Origin of the sequence: Micromonospora yasonensis (genome assembly GCF_026013475.1) — a bacterium.
Taxonomy (GTDB): domain Bacteria; phylum Actinomycetota; class Actinomycetes; order Mycobacteriales; family Micromonosporaceae; genus Micromonospora; species Micromonospora yasonensis.
This window is the reverse complement of sequence record NZ_JAPDPH010000016.1, coordinates 1-18,293: the sequence shown is the minus strand read 5'-3', so window position 1 is coordinate 18,293 and position 18,293 is coordinate 1. Positions and strand designations below refer to the sequence as shown.

Sequence of the window (18,293 nt, the reverse complement as noted above, 5' to 3'; positions counted from 1 at the left end):
CTGGCTCAGCCCCTGGTGGCCCGGTATCCGGCCGCCCGGTGGCGGATTCGCCACCACCACAGCTGCTGGACGACCAGGGTGGCAAGGCCGGCCAGCACGATCGCGAGCAGGTTGATCACCAGTTGGAGTGACGAACCTGCGGCCTCCTGCCACACGCCGTACGCCGCCGCCACCGCCACGTTCGCGGCGGCCGGCACGGTGGTCACCGAGATCAGCACCCCGACCAGCGCGCCGGACTTCTTCGAGGTCAGCGAGAGCATGCCGGCGATACCGGCGAGCAGGCCGACCACCCAGGAGAGTGCGTCCGGCCGCCAGATGAAGTCGGTCAGCGGCCGGGGCGCCAGCAGCGTGGCCCGGCTGACCAGACCGGCCGCGGTCAACGCCCAGGTGCTCAGCACGGTGGCCAGCATGGCGGCCAGGAACCCGACGACCAGGGCCTGCACCGACCGGCCGACCACCCGCCGGTTGCGCCGCAGCAGTGCGACGCTGAGTGCGGCGAGCGGGCCGAATTCGGGGCCGACCACCATCGCCCCGACGATGAGGATCGGCTGGTCGAGCAGTACGCCGATGCCGGCGATCATCGTGGCCACCATGATGAGCGCCAGGAACGTCCCGCTGAGCACCGTCTGCTCGCCGGTCTTCGCGGCGATCTCGTCCCAGACCAGTGCGTCCTCCCCGTGCCCCGGCGCCTCCCGGGCGGCCCGTTCCGCGGCCGCCGAGAGCGTCACCTCGACGTCGTCGGCGGAGATGCCGCCGCGCGCCTCGACGTCGAGTTCCTGGAGCCGGTGCAGCACCTGGTCGGCGCTCTCCCGGACCACGTCGCAGGTGATGTAGTCGCCGGCCGGCTGGCGGGCGGCACCGGGCAGCACCACGAGGTGGGTCACGCCGGGCTCGGCCGCCAGCAGGTCGACGACCGCCCGCGACTGCTCCGCTGGCGCGATCACCCTGAGATGCAGCACAGAGCCATCCCTCCCGGCTGGGCGGCACCGACGCCGCCGGTCGCCGCACTCTACTTCGCCGGACCGAGCGGACCGGGACGGCCTCTGCCCGAGGGCCACCACGCCCGCACGGAGCAATGCCGGGAAATCGCCTCAAAGCGCGTGTTGTCCTGATACAACTCACCTGACGGAATTCGCCGAGCCGGAGGTCGCTGTGCGCAGCTGTCCACCCCCGCTTACCAGACCGCGGGGTCCCCGCGAGCTCCACGGCGGGCGGTGCATCCGGTGAGCGGTCGGATCCACCTCTCTCCCCCGGACGTCGGCCAACTGGAGGAGTCCTACCTGATTCGAGCCCTGCGGTCCGGCTGGGTTGCGCCCACCGGGCCGGAGGTCGACGCGTTCGAGCAGGAGTTGGCGGCACGGACCGGCACCACGCACGCGGTCGCGGTCAACTCCGGTACGGCCGGCCTGCACCTGGCCCTGCTCGCCATCGGCGCCGGACCGGGTGACGTCGTCATCGTCCCCACCCTGACCTTCGTGGCGACCGCCAACGCGGTGCGCTACACCGGCGCCGAACCGGTCTTCGTGGACTGCGAGCCGGAGACCGGCAACCTGGACGTCACGCTGCTCGCCGACCTGCTCGACCGGCTGGGCGCGGCCGGAGAGCGGGTGGTCGCGGTGCTTCCCGTGGACCTCTTCGGCACCTGCGCCGACTACACCGCACTGGCGCCGCTCTGCGCCGCTGCCGGCGTGCCGCTGATCGAGGACGCGGCGGAGGCCCTGGGCGCCACGCACCAGGGCCGCCCGGCGGGCTCGTTCGGGCAGGTCGGTGTCCTCTCGTTCAACGGCAACAAGATCATCACCACCTCGGGTGGCGGGATGCTCGTCTCCGACGACGCCGACCTGCTGGCGCGCTGCCGATACCTGTCCACCCAGGCCCGGCAGCCGGTCATCCACTACGAGCACACCGAGGTCGGCTACAACTACCGGCTGAGCAATCTGCTGGCCGCACTCGGCCGGGCCCAGCTACGCCGCCTGGACGGGATGATCGCCCGCCGTCGGCTGCTGCGCGACCGGTACGCGAAGCTCTTCGCCGCGTTCCCCGGCGTCCGCCTGCTCGGCGACGGCGACCCCGGTACCAACTGCTGGCTCACCGCCATCGTGGTCGACCCGGAACAGACCGGGTGGCCGGCGGCCGAGCTGGCCGAGCACCTCGCCCGGTCCGACATCGAGACCCGGCCGGTCTGGAAGCCGATGCACCGGCAACCCGCCTTCGCCGGCGCCCGTGCCGCGCTGACCGGCACGGCGGACCGGCTCTTCGCGCGCGGGCTCGTGCTGCCCTCCGGCTCGGCCCTCACCGAACCACAGGTGGAGCGGGTGTTCGGGGCCGTTGAGGGGTTCGTGCACCAGCGATGACGATCGAGCTGATCCACCCGGACCACTCCGGGTCACTCACCCTGGACTACCCCGACGTCTACTTCACCCCCGGGTACGGCCGAGCCGCAGCCAGCACCGAGTCCGCCGACTGGCGCCTGGCGTACGCACCTGGGCGAATGCTGGTCCCGTACCTGGTTCGCCCGGTCACGCCGGAACATGACGACGCGCTGAGCCCGTACGGCTACTCGGGCGTCCACCTCTTCCCCGGCTGCCGGCCGGCCGAGCTGGCCCGCTCCTGGTCCGCCCTGCTGGACCGGTGGCGGGAGCAGGGACTGGTCAGCATCTTCCTCCGGTTCTCCCCGCTCGACCCGGACTCGGTGGCGGCGGTCCGCGCGGCGGGACTGGTGGACATGACCCGCCGGGCCGACACGGTGACCGTACCGGTGGACCGGTCCCGGGAGGAGATCTGGGACGGCATGGCCGGCCGCTCGCGGACCGCCGTACGCAAGGCGCGCCGGGTCGGCCTGGAGGCAGCGATCCGGCCCGCCGGCACCGAGGACCTGGCCGCCGGCTCCCCGTTCCGTCGGCTCTACGAGCTGACCATGCGCCGGGTGGGCAGCTCGCCCGGCTACCTGTTCCCGGACCGCTACTACCGGCAACTGCTCGGCGGGTTGGGGAAGTCGTTGCTGATCACAGAGGTGCGCGACCCGGGTGGTTCGGTGGTCGCCGCGGCGCTGGTGCTGCGGCACGCCGACCGGGTCCACTACCACCTCGCCGGCTCCGAGCCGGCCGGTGCCCGGGACGGGGCCAACAACCTGCTGCTCTGGACCGTCCTCTCCTGGGCCGCCGACGCCGGGCACCGTCACGTCCACCTCGGCGGCGGGGTGCGCCCCGACGACGGCCTGTTCCAGTTCAAGTGCGCCTTCGGCGGCCGCCGCACCGAGTTCTGGACCGGTGCGCTGGTCCTCGACGCCGCCCGGTACGACGCGCTGGTGGCGCGCCGGGCCGCCGCACTCCATCGGCCGGTGGCCGAACTGCTCACGTCCGGATTCTTTCCCGCCTACCGCTACGAGGTGCGATGACCATGCCGTCCGATCGATCGAAGCGGACCGCCGACGTGATCCTGGCCAGCCTGCTGCTGCTCCTGCTCGCCCCGGTGATGGTGGTCATCGCCCTGGGCGTCCTCGTCACCGCGGGCCGGCCGATCCTGTTCCGCCAGGTACGCCCGGGTCTGCACGGGCAGCCCTTCACCCTGTGCAAGTTCCGTACCATGCGGCCGCCGCGGCCCGACGAGGAGCTGTGGACGACCGACCACGTCCGCTCCACCGGCTTCGGCCGCTTCCTGCGGCGTACGAGTCTGGACGAGCTGCCCGAACTGGTGCAGGTGATCACCGGGAAGATGAGCCTGGTGGGGCCCCGCCCACTGGTCATGGACTACCTGCCGCGGTACAGCGCCCGGCATGCCCGGCGGCACGACGTGCGGCCCGGCATCACCGGGCTGGCCCAGATCAGCGGCCGCCGCGCCCTCACCCTGGGGCAGCGGCTCGACCTCGACGTCGAGTACGTCGACAACCGGTCGCTCCGGCTGGACGCCTGGATCCTGCTGCGGACCCTGGCCGCGCCCTTCCACCGGGGCGAGATTCCCCAGCAGTCCCTGGAGGAGATCGACGACGTCGGCCTGCTGATGCCGGTCCTGGAGCGGGCCCGGTGACGGCTGCCGACCGTTGGGAGGTCGGCTCCTGGTTTCCGCTCTGGCACGGTGGCGGCCCGGGATGGACGGACGCCCCGGACCCGCTGCGGCTCTACGGCTCCGGCCGTCAGGCGCTCGTGGCACTGCTCCGGTTCGGCCGGGAGACGCACGGCTGGCGGCGCGTGCACGTCCCGGCCTACTACTGCCCCCCGGTCGCCACGGCGCTCGCGGAGGTGCTGCCGGTGTCCGCGTACGACGCCGGGCCCGGCACCGGCGGCCAGCGACCGGAGCCGGCGGCCGACGAGGTGGTGCTGAGCGTCTCCTACTTCGGCGACGCCCCGTTGGCGCCGGTACGTCGAGGCGCGGGGCTGATCGTTGACGCGACGCACGACCCGGCGGCGGGCCGGTACGGCGAACCAGAGCCGGACTGGGTGTTTGCCTCGCTGCGCAAGACGCTGCCGCTGCCGGACGGGGGTGCCGTCTGGTCGCCCCGCGGCCACCCGCTGCCGCCGGAGGCGCCGACCACCGTGGCCCAGCGGGCGGCGGTGTGCGGGATCCTCTCCGCGATGGCGCTCAAGGCGGACTACCTCGCCGGCGCCGGGGGTGATTCGGTCAAGGCGGCGTACCTGGCCCTGCACGCCGCGGGCGAGGCGGAGCTGGAGAGCGCTCCGGTCGGAGGGCCGTCGGAGTACACCCGGCACCTGCTGGCGTCGGCCCCGATCCACGAGTGGCGGCAGCGACGGCACGGCAACGCCCAGCTGCTGGTCGCCTCGCTGGGCAGCCTGCCGGCGGTGGCCGTGACCGCCCATCGGTACGGGGTGGTGCTGTGGTTCGACTCTGCCGCGCGGCGCGACATCACCCGCCGGACGCTGATCGGGCAGCGCGTCTATCCGGCCGTGCTCTGGCCGATGGCGGCCGGCGCCGCGCCGGAGCACCTGCGCGACCGGGCGGATCGGATGCTCTTCCTGCACACCGACCACCGCTGGGACGCCGACGACATGCGCCGGGTGGCTCGGATCGTCCGCGCGTCGGTGGACGTCCCCGGGGTCCGTCCCGGGCCGCACGTCCTGCCGGCGCCGGCCCGGCCCGTCCCCGCCACGGAGGGAGCACTCGAATGCTGACCGGACGACTCGTCGAGATCCGGCCCGTCCTCGCCGAGGATCTCGCCTTCCTCGCCGATCTCGCCAACACCCGCCAGGTCCGCACCCATGTGGTGGGTTGGGACTGGCCACTGGCGGCGGACGGCCAGCGCGACTGGCACCAGCGGAGCGCGGGCGACCCGCGTACCCGGCGGCTGACCGTGACGGACCGGGCGACAGGCGAGCCGGTCGGCATGACCGGACTCTGGGACGTGGACTGGCACAACAGGTCCGCCCTCACCGCCGTCAAGCTGATGCCAGGCCTGGCCCCCCGGGGCGCCGGCAGCGATTCCATCATGCTCGTGATGGCCTGGGCCTTCTACGAGGTCGGCCTGCGCCGTCTGCACAGCACCATCCTCGACTTCAACGCCGCCAGCCTCGGCGCGTACGTGCGCCGGTGCGGCTGGCGGGTCGAGGGGCGGGAAGTGGCCTCGGTGTTCCGGTTCGGGCAGTGGCGGGACCTGTTCCGGGTCGCCGCGCTGCGGGCCGACTTCGATGCCCTGCCCGACGCCGCCGAGTACCTGGAGCGGGTCTGCGGACCGGTCCGGCCGGCCGTGCCGGACCCCGCCGCGCGACCCGACGAGCCGCTCACGACTTCCTGACCGGACGGACCGGCGGACCGCCGGGAGCGGCAGCGCCCGCTACCGCCGGATGCCGGCCCAGTCGTGGTGCCGCCGGACGGTGGAGAGGATGAAGTCGGCCACCCGCCGCGACGTGTCCGGCACCTGGTAGTCCGCTGGGCAGGGCACCCCGTGGGCACCGACCTGGTCCACGGTCACCTCGATCGCCTCGACCACGCCCTGCGGGTCGAGCCCGGTCATGATGATGCCGCCGGCGTCCAACGCCTCCGGGCGTTCGATCGACTCGCGCAGCGTCACGGCCGGGAAGCCGAGGATGGCAGCCTCCTCGCTGATCGTTCCGCTGTCCGACAACGTGCAGCACGCCCTCTTCTGCAGGTGCACGTAATCGAAGAGGCCGAACGGCTCGTGGAAGGCGATGCCGTCGAGGGTGCCGGCGTCCGGCGCGGCCGCCTCCAGCCGCTTACGGGTCCGGGGGTGCGTGGAGACCAGCACCGGATAGCCCCAGCGGTCGCGTACCGCGGCGAGGCAGTCGAGCAGCCGGCGGAGCCGGTCCGGGTGGTCCACGTTCTCTTCGCGGTGCGCGCTGACCATGAAGTACCGGCCGGGCACCAGGTCGAGCTGGCGCAGGATCGCCGAGGCCTCGATGTCGATCCGGTAGTGCTCCAGCACCTCCCGCATCGGGGATCCGGTGTGCAGGATCCGGCGGGGGTGCAGCCCCTCGGCCAACAGGTTGCGGCGGGCATGCTCGGTGTAGACCAGGTTGAAGTCGGCCACATGGTCGACCAGGCGCCGGTTCGTCTCCTCCGGCACGTTCAGGTCGAAGCACCGGTTGCCGGCCTCCATGTGGTAGACGGGCACCCGCATCCGCCGGGCCATCAGCGCGGCGATGCAGCTATTGGTGTCCCCGAGCACGAGCAGGGCGTCCGGGCGCAACTCGTCGAGCACACCCTCCATGGCGACCAGCACCCCACCCAGTACCCGGCCGAGGGATGAGGTGTCGACCCGCAGGAACCGGTCGGGGTCGCGCAGCCGCAACTCCTTGAAGAAGACGTCGGACAGGGTGGTGTCCCAGTTCTGCCCGGTGTGCACCAGCACGTGGTCCACGGTGTCGTCGAGCCGGCAGATCACCCGGGACAGTCGGATGATCTCCGGTCGGGTCCCCACCACGGTCATGATCCGGGTCATGCCGGTCCGCTCCCCTTCGCCACCTTGGTCAGGATGTCCTCGAACTGGTCCACACCCACCTGCAACGACATGCGCTCGAGGTAGACCTGCCGGGCCCGCCGGGCCAGCTCGGCCCGGGCCACCGCCGGCATGGTCGCGGCCTCGGTGAAGCGCGCGGCGAGCGCGACCGGGTCCTCCGGGGCGGCGACCAGCCCTACCCCCGCCGAGCGGACCAGGCCCCCCGCGTCCCCGCTGGCAGAGACGATCACGGGCGAACCGCAGGCCAGCGCCGACTGCAGCTTCGACGGGATGGTGCCGGCCAGGGCCGGCAGGTCGCGCAGGCAGACGAGCTGCCAGTCCGCCGCCGCGTACAGCGCCGCCATCTCCTCGGGGGGCCGCCGGCCGAGGAACCGCACGTTGTCGGCGCCCAGCTCGGCGGCGAGCCGCCGGGCGGCGTCCTCACCCGCACCGGAACCCACCAGCACCAGGTCGATCCAGTCCCGGGTGGCGGCCGCGGCCCGGATCGCCGTCTCGATCCCCTGCAGCAGGCCGAGGTTGCCGGCGAACATCACCGTGCACCGGCCGCGGTGGCCGAGCGCCGCCCGAGCCTCGGCGGTGACCAGCACCGGCCGGAAGAGCTGATCGTCCGCCCAGTTCCAGACCACCCGCAGCCGCGCCGGGTCGGCACCCTGCCGGACCAGCAGGTCGGCCATGGTCGGCGAGATCACCACGATGGCGGCGGCCAACCGGTACGTCGTACGCATCAGGGCGTCCAGGTTGCGATCCAGGAAGCGCCCGGCCAGACCGGTGGGCGCCATCCCCGACTGCAACACCGACTCCGGCCACAGGTCCTGCACGTGCAGCACGATCGGCGTCCGCCGGGCGAGTCGCAGCAGCGCCGCGGCGGCGACGGCGGTGGGCGGCGGGTGGTAGACGTACGTGACGTCGGCGCCGCGCAGCCAGCCGAGGCCGCCGGCCGCGCTGGTCGCGCCGAACGACAGGAAGCTCAGCGCCCGGCGTACCGCGGAGGTGTCGTGGCTCGGGTACGACGGCACCCGCCGCACCGCCACCCCGCCGTGCGTCTCCCGGTGCCGCCAGCGCTGCTGCCAGCCGGGGTAGATCCGGCCGTACGGGTAGCTCGGGAAGGTGGTGAGCACCCGCACCTGGTGGCCGCGCTCCGCCAGCCCGTGGGCCAGGTTCCCGGGGATGAACGCCCCCTCCGGCGGGTACCACTGGCTGATCAGTCCGATCTTCATACCGCGACCGCCAGCGGCTCCGGCCGGATCGCCTCCACCGGCTCCGGCCAGGTGTCCGGCCGGTCCGGATCGAACAGTTCGTTCGTCCAGAACAGGGTGACCAGCTCGCCGGCGCCGGTGTTGGCGATGTTGTGGACCCACATGGTCGGCATGTCCACGACGACGGGCTCGTCGCCGGACACCGGGAAGCGGACGACGTCGTGGTCGCCGACCCGGCGCAGGCTGATCTCGGCGGACCCGCGCAGCACGACGAAGCGTTCCACCTTGGCCAGGTGGAAGTGCTCGCCCCGGGTGATGCCCGGGTTGGTGGTGGAGCAGAAGGTCTGCCCGGCTCCGCCGTGCGCCCGCACCGTCTCGACCAGCTCGCCACGGGCGTCGACCCGGCGGGTCAGCGGCAGCGGGTAGTGGGCCGGGAAGCAGTGCGAGCGGTAGGTGTTGAACAGCCGGACGTGGTGCCGGTCGGGCAGCGACGGGATGTCCCCGACGCGGTAGACGGTGACCATCTCGGTGAGCCGGTCGGCCAGGTCCCGCACCCCGATGCGCAGCGCGGGCAGCGCGGGGTCCCACGAGTTGGCGGCCGGGAGACCGATGAGTCGGGCGGCCGCGTCGGTGACGTGCACCAGGTCCAGCTGTCGGTCCTGGTGCACCGCCGGCCGCCCGCCCTCGGCGAGCACCCGGCAGAAGGTGGCAACGACGGAGTTGTACCAGGGCCGGCCGTGCTCGCCGTACAGGTTCGGCAGGAGGACGTCGTCGAGCGGCAGGCCGGTGTCGGCCAGGACACCCGCCGCAGCGGCCTTGCCGTCCCCGTACGGCGTGCCGTTGCCGGCCTGCACCGAGTTGGCGAAGACCACCGATCCGGGCGGGACGGCCGCGGCCCGCAACCCTTCGGCCAGCCGGCGGGCCAGCCGTACGTTGCCGGCGGTCACCTTCGCCGGATCGTCGTCGCGGTTCACCCCCGCCAGGTGCAGCACCCGGTCGACCCCGCTGACCTTGTCGGCGACCATCGCCGGGTCGGCCAGGTCGGCCCGGGTGACCACGACCGGGTCCGGCCAGCGGAGGGCGCGCAGCAGCACCCGGACGTGCCAGCCGAGGAACCCGCCGGCCCCGGTGAGCGCGAGCCTCAACACGCCAGCACCGGGTCGCGCAGCGCCAGCTCCGCCCGGATCTCCGGCAGCGTCTTCAGCAACTCGACGATCTGGGGTACGTCGAGCCGGGGCGCGTTGGCCGAGTTGAAGTCCTCCGGCGGCTCCCCGCCGAGTTCGCCCTCGGAGACGTAGAGGGCGTAGTTGAGGTCGCGCGCGTCCAGTGGCACCCGGAGGAAGTCGCCGAAGTCCTCGGCTCGGATCAGCTCTTCCCGGCTGGCCAGCGTCTCGTCCTGCTTCTCGCCGTGGCGTACGCCGATGACGTCCAGCTTGGCCGGCACGTCGAAGAGCTGGCAGACCGCCTCCGCGAGGTCGGCGATGGTGCAGGCGGCGGCCTTGCGGATGAAGATGTCGCCGGGGTGGGCGTGCTGGAAGGCGTGCTCGACGAGCTCCACCGAGTCCGCCAGCGACATCAGGAACCGGGTCATCCCGGGATCGGTGACGGTGGGCGCCCGGCCCGTCTTGATCTGCTCGATGAAGAGCGGGATGACCGACCCGCGGGAGAACATGACGTTGCCGTAGCGGACACAGGAGACCGTGGTCGCGCTGTCCGGGTTGTTCCGGGCGTGCGCCTGGGCCACCTTCTCCATGAGGGCCTTGCTCATGCCCATGGCGTTGACCGGGTAGACCGCCTTGTCGGTGCTCAGGACCACCACCGAGCGCACCCCGTTGCGCTCGGCCGCGTCGATGACGTTGCGGCTGCCCAGGACATTGGTCCGGACCGCCTCGAGCGGGAAGAACTCGCAGGAGGGCACCTGCTTCAGGGCCGCGGCGTGGAACACGTAGTCGATCCCCCGGCTGGCCCGCAGCACCGAGTCGTAGTCGCGCACGTCGCCGACGTGGTAGCGGACCCGTTCGTCGCCGAGCGTCCGCCGCATGGCGTCCTGCTTGGCCTCGTCGCGGCTGAGGACCCGTACCTCTTCGACGCCGCAGTCAAGGAGGCGGTGGACCATCGTCTGACCGAAGGAGCCGGTACCGCCTGTGATGAGCACCCGGCATCCGTAGGGCAATTGCGTCACTGGATCCCGTTCCTTCGTTAGCTGAACAAGGGCCGTTTCGCCCCGGCACGGGACTGGCCCGCACATCACCCGCAACGAAACGGACAGTAGGGCGGAAACGCCTTGAACTGGGCAAGAATTCCACATATCCCTGGATGGCTAAAAATCAATCCTGATTATCGGAAACTCAGGACACCAAGGCTCATCCCTTGCTATAACACCGAAAACGAATCGGCGGCCTTCACGCCCACGACGACAGCCCTCCGGCCGTCCCTGAGAGAGGACTCATCGTGGCCATTGCCTACGCCGGCCCCACCCGTCCCGAGGACCAGGCGGCCACGGTCGACCGGACCGGATCGGGAGCGCACGGTCCCCTGAAGCTGGCCGTCGCCTACCTCGCCGGCACCTATCTGGTGTTCCTGCTCTTCGGGCAGTCCGCCCAGGTACCCGACCTGGCCGTGCTGACCATGTTCGTGTCCGGGGGGATCGGGGCACTCGCCCTCGGCTACGGGCTGAACGTCCGGTACGGAGCCCGCCTCCGGCCCCGTCCCGCGTCGCGGGTCGCGGGCCAACCCCGCGTGCTGATCGCCGTCTGCGCCACCTACTACCTGGCGTTCAGCCTGTTCCTGCTCAGCGTCCGCGGGTTCCCGACGCCCGGCTCACTGCTGACCGCCTTCACCAGCCCGGGCGACTCCTACTTCGACCGGATCCGCGACACGACGGACTCGATGCCGCCGTTGGTCCACCTCTTCACCCTCACCTCGGTCTGCTACACCATGCTCATCCCGTTAGCGGTGTTGTGGTGGCGGAGCATGGGACACCTGCTGCGCCTGTACGTCGTCGCCGGGCTCATGGCGTACGCCACGTTCTTTCTGTCCGTCGGCACCCTCAAGGGTCTCGGCGACATGCTCATCTTCTGGGCGGCGAGCTACCTCGCGGTCCGCAGCCGCCACGGGGTCGGTCGCCGGTCGTCCAGGAAGCGACGCTCGGGAATCCTGCTGGCCCTCGTGGTGGGCCTGCTGTTCACCGGCTACATGTCCTTCAACCAGAGCGACCGGCTGCAGCACGCCGGCGCCGCGGACATCTTCCCGCCGAATCCGGTCGTCGCGAGGGTCGTCGGTGACCAGCTCGCATCCGGCGTCTCCGCCACCGTCTTCTACCCGACGCACGGCTACCTCGGGCTCGCCTACAACCTGGAGACACCGTTCCGGTGGACCTACGGCCTCGGCGGGTCGAAAGCGATGAGCGAGTTGTACCAGCGCGTCACCGGCGACGACGGACCCGCGCGCGACCGGTACACCGCCCGCACCGAGGCGCTGACCGGCTGGCCCGACGGCATCTACTGGTCGACCATCTACCCGTGGTTGGCGTCCGACCTAACCTATCCGGGTTCGCTCATCTTCATGGTGGTCGTCGGCTGGTTCCTGGCCAAATTCTGGCGGGAGGCGCGGCAAGGCCGCACGCTGTCCCTGATGCTGCTGGCTCAACTGGCGCTGTTCGTGACCTTCATTCCCGCCAACAACCAGATCGGCCAGCAGAGCTTCGCCCTCATCGGCTTCGCATCGCTGGCGCTGCTGTCTGTCCTCAACCGGATCCACCGAGGGCTCGACGCGGCGGATCCGCCCGACCCGCCCCGTTGAACGGCGTCAGCCGCCGCGGTTCCCGGCGGGAGCGACGGGCGTGGCGGGCCGGGGAGAACCTGCGGCAGGCACCACCGAGCGCCAGAGCCGCACGACCGCCGCGGCCACCTCGTCCATGGCGTACTCGCCCAGCGCCCTGCTCCGCGCCCGGTCACCCATCGCCTGGCGCAGCGCCCCGTCCCGCATGAGGTCGGCGAGCGCCCCCGCCAGCTCGGCGGGTCGGCGGGGCGGGACAACGCTCCCGCAGCCGTCCGCAAGCATGTCCGCCACCGCACCGACGTCGGTGGCGACCACCGGACGCCCCAGCGCCATCGCCTCGACCACGACGTTGGGGAACCCCTCGGTGTGGCTGGGCAGGACGAAGATGTCGCACCCGGCCATCTCCCGCAGGAGTGCCGGATGTGCCAGCTCGCCCGTGAACACCACCGAGCCGTCGCAGCCGTACCGCTCCAGCAGGTACCGCCGGTAGTCGTCCTCGCACGATCCCGACAGCTGCAGGGTCCACCCGCTGGTGTCCAGCGTCTGCCAGGCTTCGAGCAGCTCCTCCACCCCCTTGCTGGGGACGACCCAGCCGGCGTAGAGCACCCGACGGGTGAGCCGGTGGCCGGTGGGCGACGGGCTCGGCAGGACGCTCGGGTCGAAGCCGTTGGGCAGGCGGACCGCCCGGACACCGGGCAAGGCCTCGATGATGGCCCGCTCCGTGTGCCGGTCGATGGCGACGACCGTGGCGGCCCGAGCGAGCGCCAGCCGCATCAACCGCCACTCCCCCGTGTTCCGCGCGGCGATGTCCGGCACCCGCCCGAAGTGCAGCTGGTAGATGACCGGCACGCGGAACGCGCGGGCGACGAGGACCAGCGCCACGTCCCGGACGGCGCCCAGCCCGCCCGATGACCTCAGGTGCACCACGCCCGGCCTGCGCCGCACGCACTCCCAGGTCAGCAGCAGGGTGCTGCGGAGCAGCTGCCGGGCCCCGTCGCGCACCCGCGCGCCGGCGGACATCCGGTGGATCGAACGCCACCGGAGCCCGATGTCCACCACCCGCAGATCGACCTCGGCCCGGACCTGCTGCGCCCGACGGAGCATCTCGACGCCGCGGGCGATGCCGCCCATCGGCGGCGGCAGCGGGCCGACCAGGACCACTCGCAGACGCTCACCCATCACCGTTCCTCCCTGTCGTTGACGGCGTCCGCACCGGCCGGGCCTGGAGGACGGTCAGCAGCTCGTCCAGCACCGCGACGTACCCGCGTACGTCGAACGAGGCGACCGCCCGCTCGTGCGCGGCCCGCCGCATCGCCCCGCGCACCTCGGCCGGCAAATGCAGGGCGCGGTGCAACGCGAGCCGCAGCGACTGGGCGCTGTGATCGGGCAGGACCAGTCCTTCGACCCCGTCCCGGAGATAACTGCGCAGATCGCTGGTCAGGTTCGCGATGACCGGGGTGCCGTGTGCGAGGCTCTCGCAGAACTTGGTGGGAAAGCCGGCTTGGGCGAAGCGGGCGGGCTCGCGCATGAGGATGCTGAAGTCGGCCTGGCGCAGCAGCGCCGGGACCTCCTGCTGGGGCACCCGGCCGCGGACCCGCACCGGCGGCGGCGGGGGCGCGCCGAGGGCGCGGGTCACCTCGGCCGGCGACGGGCCGATCACCTGCAGGGAGACGTCGCAGCCGTCCCGGGCGGCCAGGTCGACCCCGCGGATGGTCTCCGCCAGCAGATCCTTCCGGCCGGGAGAGCCCGCGTACACGAGCCGCATGCCGCCGGCGGAAGCGGCGACCGGCGCCGCGCCCAGGGCCCGAACGTCGAGGGTTGGCGGTACCCGGACGACGGCGCACCCGCGCTCCCGGTAGTAGGACTCCAGAAACGAGCTGATCGCGACGACGCCGGCGCAGCGTGGGTAGTGGTATCGCAGCGCGACCTTGGTGCTCAGGTGCAACGGGCCGAGGCGTCCGCCGCGCAGCTGCTTCGGGCTGTACCACTCGACCACGTCGGCGAGGATGGGCACGCCGTTGCGGCGGCACCACCGTTGCAGCTGGAACATGTACTGCATGCCACCGCCGTAGACGATGACGTGCGACGGCCTGACCCGCTGCGTGTCCAGCCAGGCAGCGGTCCGCTGGCCGGCCCGCATCAGCCACTGGAGCGACTTCGCGAGCAGCGAATCACCGGCCTGCGGCAGCTCGCCGACCCCGACATGGTGGATCGAGCCCGGGCCGTCGACGCCTGGGATCTCCTGGGGCGCCGACGGACCCGGTTCCCCACTGAGCACGACGACCCGGCGGCCGCCGAGAGCCAGCGACTGGGCGATCCCCCAGACCCGGCGGGAACTGGCGTCCCCCCACGGGAACCGGAAGGGACCGACGTAGGCGACCCAGGAGTCGCTCGGCTGGCTGTCGACGGACATGGCACTCCTCATCGAAAGGCTCAGGAGACGACCGGCGCGGCCACCGGGCGGCCGGACGCCGGTTGAGACCGCGGGTCGGTGTGCCGGACGAGGACCGAGCGGAACCCGTACAGCGCGGCCGGCAGGACGGTCACCAGGTAGACGGCCACCCCGATCCACGGCACCGACTGCGCGCCGAAATGCCGCACGCCGTACCACTTGGCAGGCAGCGTGACGAGCAGGTACACGGACCAGCCGAGCAACTGGGGCCGCACCACGCCGGCCGCGTTCTGCACCATGAACCGGGGCGCGATCACGCCCAGCAGCAGCCACCAGACCACGAGCCCCACCAGCAGGGTGTCGTCCGGGGTGAAGGCGGATCCCAGCAGGGTGGGCGCCACGTTCGCCACGACGGTGAGCAGCGCACCGAGACCCAGCGCCAACCCTGCGGAGACGAGGGTCATCCGGCGGGTCATCCGCCGTACCCAGGCGAGATGGCCCTGAGCGAGCGCCTCCCCGTTGGCTGGCCACAGCGGCGCGTTGATGAGCGCGAGGACGAAGCCGAGCTGCGCGAACAGCCGCAGGGGTACGGCGTAGTCGGCCGCCTCGTGGAGCCCGCGGGCCTGGGTGACGATGAGCAGGTCCACGTTGGTCGCGATGCCGGTGATGACGGTCAGGGCGAAGAAGAGGCCGCCCAGCCGGAACAGCTCCACCGCGACCGTGGCGTCGACGGCGGTGAGACCCGGCCGGAGGTCCGGTCGTCGCCGGCGGAAGAACCACAGGTTGTTGACCAGGTTCACCGCCGGCGGACCCACGACCGTGCCGGCGACCACGAGGACGGGCGAGAGTCCGGCCAGCACGGCCGCCATCGCCAGGGGGAGGGCGACCAGGTTGCCGCCGCCCTGCCAGAGGTTGGCCGAGGAGATCTGCTGGTACGCCATCTGCACCCGGGTGATCAGCGAGAGCGGGACGTTGACCACGAAGGCGGTCAGGCAGACCAGGGTGATCCGGCGGGCGTCGTCCGGGGTCACCGAGCCGGTGGTGTGGAAAATCCTCGCCCACGGCACGACCGTGGCGCAGCTCCACAGCACGCCGATCAGCGCGAGCGCCAGCAGCGACAGGGAGAGGTAGGCGTTCGAGATGTAACGGCGGGCCGTGGCCACATCACCCGTGGCGTAGCACGGGGCCAGCTTGGTCATCAGGCCGTTGCCCAGGCCCAGATCCGCGAACGCGGCCATGCCGACGACGGCGGTCACCGTCATCCACAGGCCGTACAGGTCTGGCCCGAGATAACCGAGGGTGACCGGGATCAGCGCGAGCGGGACCAGACCGGCCAGGCCCCGGCTAACGGCGCCGGTCAGGATCCCCCCCAACAGCCGCCGCATCCGCGAGTCGGGGCGGCCGGCAGCCGCCGAAGCGGTCCGCGCCACCGGTGGCCGCTCGGGGGCGGGGGGTGCGGCGGCCGCTGTGGGCGTCGCGCCCGCGCTACCGTCCGGCGGGGACACGCGCCGACATCCACGCCACGGTGGCCTCCAGTCCCTGGCGCAGCGAATGACGGCTGACGCCGGGGAAGAGGGCCCGGAGCGCGCTGTTGTCCGCCTGGGAGTCCCGGACGTCGCCCGCCCGGGGTGGCCGGTGCTCGACCTCGAGCCGCCGGCCGAAGATGTCCTCCAACTCGGCGACCAGCCGCCGCAGCGAGGTACGGGAGCCGAAGGCGAGGTTGACCGGGTCCATCGAGGAAACCTGGCGCAGCACGGCGTCGACGATCACCGCGGCCACGTCGCCGACGAAGGTGAAGTCCCTGGTCTGCTCGCCGTCGCCGTCGATCATCAGGGGCCGCCCCTCGATCGCGGCCGAGACGAAGGAGGGCACCACCGCGGCGTACGCGTGGTGCGCGGACTGGCCCGGCCCGAAGACGTTGAAGAACCGGAAGGGCAGGACCGCCAGGTCGAAGCAGGACGCGTACGCGATGGCGTACGACTCGGTGGCCAGCTTGGAGACCGCGTACGGGCTGAGCGGCACCGGCCGGAGCGACTCGTGCTTCGGCAGAGTGGGGTTGCGGCCGTACACGGACGAGGATGAGGCGACGATCACCTGCCCCACCCGGTGCCGCCGCGCGGCCTCCAGCACCAGCAACGTGCCGGTGGCGTTCGCGTGGTGGCTGCGCAGCGGATTCTTGATCGAGCGCGGCACGGACGGCACCGCCGCCAGGTGGATGACGCTGGTGGCATCCCGGAACGCCCGGTCCAGGAGCGCCGGCTCCAGGATGCTCCCCTCGATCACGTGGGCGTCGACGGCCGCCAGGTTGTCGGTGGACCCGGTGGAGAGGTCGTCCAGGACGACCAGTTCCTCGATGCCCGGGACGCCGGTGAATGCACGTACCACGTTGGAGCCGATGAATCCGGCCCCTCCGGTCACCACGATCTTCACGGAATTCTCTTTCTTGGCAGGGTGGGGCGATCAGCGGGCAGTGGCAGGCCGCGGGACGAGTACGACTTGAGCCCCAGCGCGGGCTTCTCCACGAGGTGCCAGGACAGCAGCGCGCAGCACGCCGTCCCGGCGATCGCGAGGAGCACCAGGGCGGTGCCGTGCAGCGGCACCCGGTCGAGGCCCACCCAGAGCAGCAGGTTGATCACGGGCATGTGCCAGATGTAGACGCCGAAGCTCAGGTCGCCGATGCGATCGGTCAGCCGGCGCAGTACCGCCCCGCCGTGGTAGGCGAGCCAGTGCACGAGGTACGCCAGCGGCACCCCGCCGAGCAGGCCGAGCACCACCTCGGCACCGCCGCCCAGGTGCCTTCGGGCGACGGCGGTCGCCACGTACCCGACGAGCGCCACGACCGCGACCAGTGGGGACCGGGGGACGCGGTGCCAGATCCGGTTCCACCCCATGCCGAGCAGGAAGAACCCCAACCAGGGCAGGACGCTGACCGCGAGCAGGCGGGTGCCGAGACGGTCTTGGTCGACGGCCACGGCGTGCAACACCACCCCGCACACCGCGGCGATGCCCGCCCCGGCGAACATGACCGCGAAGGACCGGCGGACCGCCACCCGCACCAGGGCGGGCACCAGCAGGTAGAAGCCCACCTCGACGGGGATGGTCCACAGGCTTCCGTTGAGCACCCCGGTGCCGAACCCGGCCAGCAGCGGCGGGTGGTAGACCGGCACGAAGAGCAGGGTGCTGCCCAGCCAGCCGAGGAACTGCGTCCCGGCGAGGGCCCGCCCGTCGACCACCCCGGCGAGCAGCACGAAGACCACCATCACCGCGGCGTACGCGTAGAGCGCCGGAGCGATGCGGAACAGCCGGTTGCGGAAGTAGTCCCGCCAGGGGCGGCCCTGCTGGCGGCAGCGCAGCGCGGAGGCGTAGACCAGGGCGCCGCTGATGATGAAGAACATCGGCACGCCGTCGCCGAACCACCGGTCGCTGCCGGGCGCGAACCACAAAAAGGACGTGTGCAGGTGCGCCACGGCGTGCTGGACGGCCACGCCGAGTGCCGCGACCAGCCGCAACAGGTCGAAACAGTTGTCCCGGCGCGCGCCGCTCCCAGCGCCGGTGGCGGCCGGCCGGGAGCCGACCGGAGCCGCGTCCCGCAGCCGGTCGGGTGTCCCGCTCACTACGCGCAGCACCGGTCGTCCCTCCTGTCGTCCGACGGGACCAACGACCACCCAGCCAACGGGTCACGAAATTTCTGCCACTAACTGCCCTATCGTCCCTTTCACCCGGGAGCGCCGGTACGCCCGGCAGACCCCTCGCCGATGTGATGAGCTGTACGGGTGGCGGGATACCAGCTTGGTCTGGTGCTGCATCCCACCCGGGACGTCTCCGAGGTGGTCGGCATCATCGAACGGTGGGCGATGCGCCACCGCAAGACGCTGCTCGTCCGCGCGGAGGACCGGCACCGGGTGCCACCCAGCGTCGAGCCGGTTCCTGAGGCGGCGGTGGCGGCTCGCGCCGACGCGTTGATCAGCATCGGCGGGGACGGCACCATGCTGGGCGC

16 protein-coding genes and 1 pseudogene are annotated in these 18,293 nt (G+C 72.1%); 7 read left to right on the top strand and 10 right to left on the bottom strand.

Going from position 1 to position 18,293, the window contains the following annotated elements; all coding sequences use genetic code 11:
* Nucleotides 1-5 precede the first annotated feature (5 nt).
* Nucleotides 6-959 carry a DUF389 domain-containing protein gene (locus tag ONA70_RS05840; protein WP_265005298.1) on the bottom strand — a complete coding sequence of 318 codons (954 nt, stop codon included), beginning with the start codon at nucleotides 957-959 and terminating at the stop codon, nucleotides 6-8.
* 264 nt (nucleotides 960-1,223) lie between these two features.
* On the opposite strand from ONA70_RS05840, the gene ONA70_RS05835 reads away from it, so the two are divergent.
* The 5 genes from ONA70_RS05835 to ONA70_RS05815 are packed head-to-tail and all read left to right on the top strand — an operon-like array spanning nucleotide 1,224 to nucleotide 5,746.
* Nucleotides 1,224-2,354, top strand: a complete 1,131-nt coding sequence (locus tag ONA70_RS05835) for a DegT/DnrJ/EryC1/StrS family aminotransferase (protein ID WP_265005297.1) — start codon at nucleotides 1,224-1,226, stop codon at nucleotides 2,352-2,354.
* Nucleotides 2,351-3,397, top strand: a complete 1,047-nt coding sequence (locus tag ONA70_RS05830; protein ID WP_265005296.1) for a GNAT family N-acetyltransferase — start codon at nucleotides 2,351-2,353, stop codon at nucleotides 3,395-3,397. The genes ONA70_RS05835 and ONA70_RS05830 overlap by 4 nt, the downstream gene beginning before the upstream one ends.
* 2 nt (nucleotides 3,398-3,399) lie before the next feature.
* Entirely contained in the window at nucleotides 3,400-4,026 is a 627-nt protein-coding gene (locus ONA70_RS05825; RefSeq protein WP_265005295.1) for a sugar transferase, read from the top strand.
* Nucleotides 4,023-5,126, top strand: coding sequence for a hypothetical protein (locus ONA70_RS05820; RefSeq protein WP_265005294.1), 1,104 nt, complete (start codon nucleotides 4,023-4,025; stop codon nucleotides 5,124-5,126). The genes ONA70_RS05825 and ONA70_RS05820 overlap by 4 nt, the downstream gene beginning before the upstream one ends.
* Nucleotides 5,120-5,746, top strand: a complete 627-nt coding sequence (locus ONA70_RS05815; protein ID WP_265005293.1) for a GNAT family N-acetyltransferase — start codon at nucleotides 5,120-5,122, stop codon at nucleotides 5,744-5,746. The genes ONA70_RS05820 and ONA70_RS05815 overlap by 7 nt, the downstream gene beginning before the upstream one ends.
* A gap of 39 nt (nucleotides 5,747-5,785) precedes the next feature.
* Here the strand turns inward: ONA70_RS05815 and wecB are convergent, their stop codons facing one another.
* Genes wecB through ONA70_RS05795 form a run of 4 tightly spaced genes read right to left on the bottom strand, consistent with a single transcriptional unit; the run spans nucleotide 5,786 to nucleotide 10,279 of the window.
* Complete coding sequence (gene wecB, locus ONA70_RS05810; protein WP_265005292.1) at nucleotides 5,786-6,910, bottom strand: non-hydrolyzing UDP-N-acetylglucosamine 2-epimerase; 1,125 nt, start codon at nucleotides 6,908-6,910, stop codon at nucleotides 5,786-5,788.
* Nucleotides 6,907-8,145 (bottom strand): glycosyltransferase family 4 protein, encoded by a 1,239-nt coding sequence (locus tag ONA70_RS05805; RefSeq protein ID WP_265005291.1) that lies wholly within the window; start codon nucleotides 8,143-8,145, stop codon nucleotides 6,907-6,909. Before ONA70_RS05805 ends, wecB begins: the two co-directional genes overlap by 4 nt.
* Nucleotides 8,142-9,272, bottom strand: a complete 1,131-nt coding sequence (locus ONA70_RS05800) for a polysaccharide biosynthesis C-terminal domain-containing protein (protein WP_265005290.1) — start codon at nucleotides 9,270-9,272, stop codon at nucleotides 8,142-8,144. Before ONA70_RS05800 ends, ONA70_RS05805 begins: the two co-directional genes overlap by 4 nt.
* Nucleotides 9,266-10,279, bottom strand: coding sequence for a polysaccharide biosynthesis protein (locus ONA70_RS05795; protein WP_319956156.1), 1,014 nt, complete (start codon nucleotides 10,277-10,279; stop codon nucleotides 9,266-9,268). The genes ONA70_RS05800 and ONA70_RS05795 overlap by 7 nt, the downstream gene beginning before the upstream one ends.
* Before the next feature lie 296 nt (nucleotides 10,280-10,575).
* On the opposite strand from ONA70_RS05795, the gene ONA70_RS05790 reads away from it, so the two are divergent.
* Nucleotides 10,576-11,925 (top strand): hypothetical protein, encoded by a 1,350-nt coding sequence (locus tag ONA70_RS05790; RefSeq protein WP_265005289.1) that lies wholly within the window; start codon nucleotides 10,576-10,578, stop codon nucleotides 11,923-11,925.
* A 6-nt stretch (nucleotides 11,926-11,931) separates the two neighbouring features.
* On the opposite strand, the gene ONA70_RS05785 is transcribed toward ONA70_RS05790, so the two are convergent.
* The 5 genes from ONA70_RS05785 to ONA70_RS05765 form a co-directional block, all read right to left on the bottom strand.
* The gene (locus tag ONA70_RS05785) at nucleotides 11,932-13,083 is read right to left on the bottom strand and encodes a glycosyltransferase family 4 protein (protein ID WP_265005288.1); all 1,152 of its coding nucleotides are present in this window, start codon (nucleotides 13,081-13,083) and stop codon (nucleotides 11,932-11,934) included.
* Complete coding sequence (locus ONA70_RS05780; protein ID WP_265005287.1) at nucleotides 13,076-14,317, bottom strand: glycosyltransferase; 1,242 nt, start codon at nucleotides 14,315-14,317, stop codon at nucleotides 13,076-13,078. Before ONA70_RS05780 ends, ONA70_RS05785 begins: the two co-directional genes overlap by 8 nt.
* A gap of 20 nt (nucleotides 14,318-14,337) precedes the next feature.
* Nucleotides 14,338-15,669, bottom strand: a complete 1,332-nt coding sequence (locus ONA70_RS05775; RefSeq protein WP_265005286.1) for a lipopolysaccharide biosynthesis protein — start codon at nucleotides 15,667-15,669, stop codon at nucleotides 14,338-14,340.
* A 112-nt stretch (nucleotides 15,670-15,781) separates the two neighbouring features.
* A complete protein-coding gene (locus tag ONA70_RS05770; protein ID WP_265005285.1) occupies nucleotides 15,782-16,726 on the bottom strand; it encodes an NAD-dependent epimerase/dehydratase family protein in 945 nt (314 codons plus the stop codon).
* Nucleotides 16,723-17,922 (bottom strand): acyltransferase family protein, encoded by a 1,200-nt coding sequence (locus tag ONA70_RS05765; RefSeq protein ID WP_265005284.1) that lies wholly within the window; start codon nucleotides 17,920-17,922, stop codon nucleotides 16,723-16,725. The genes ONA70_RS05770 and ONA70_RS05765 overlap by 4 nt, the downstream gene beginning before the upstream one ends.
* Nucleotides 17,923-18,069: 147 nt before the next feature.
* Here ONA70_RS05765 and ONA70_RS05760 point away from each other — a divergent pair.
* Nucleotides 18,070-18,293: pseudogene (locus ONA70_RS05760) on the top strand (NAD(+)/NADH kinase); the annotation flags it as partial.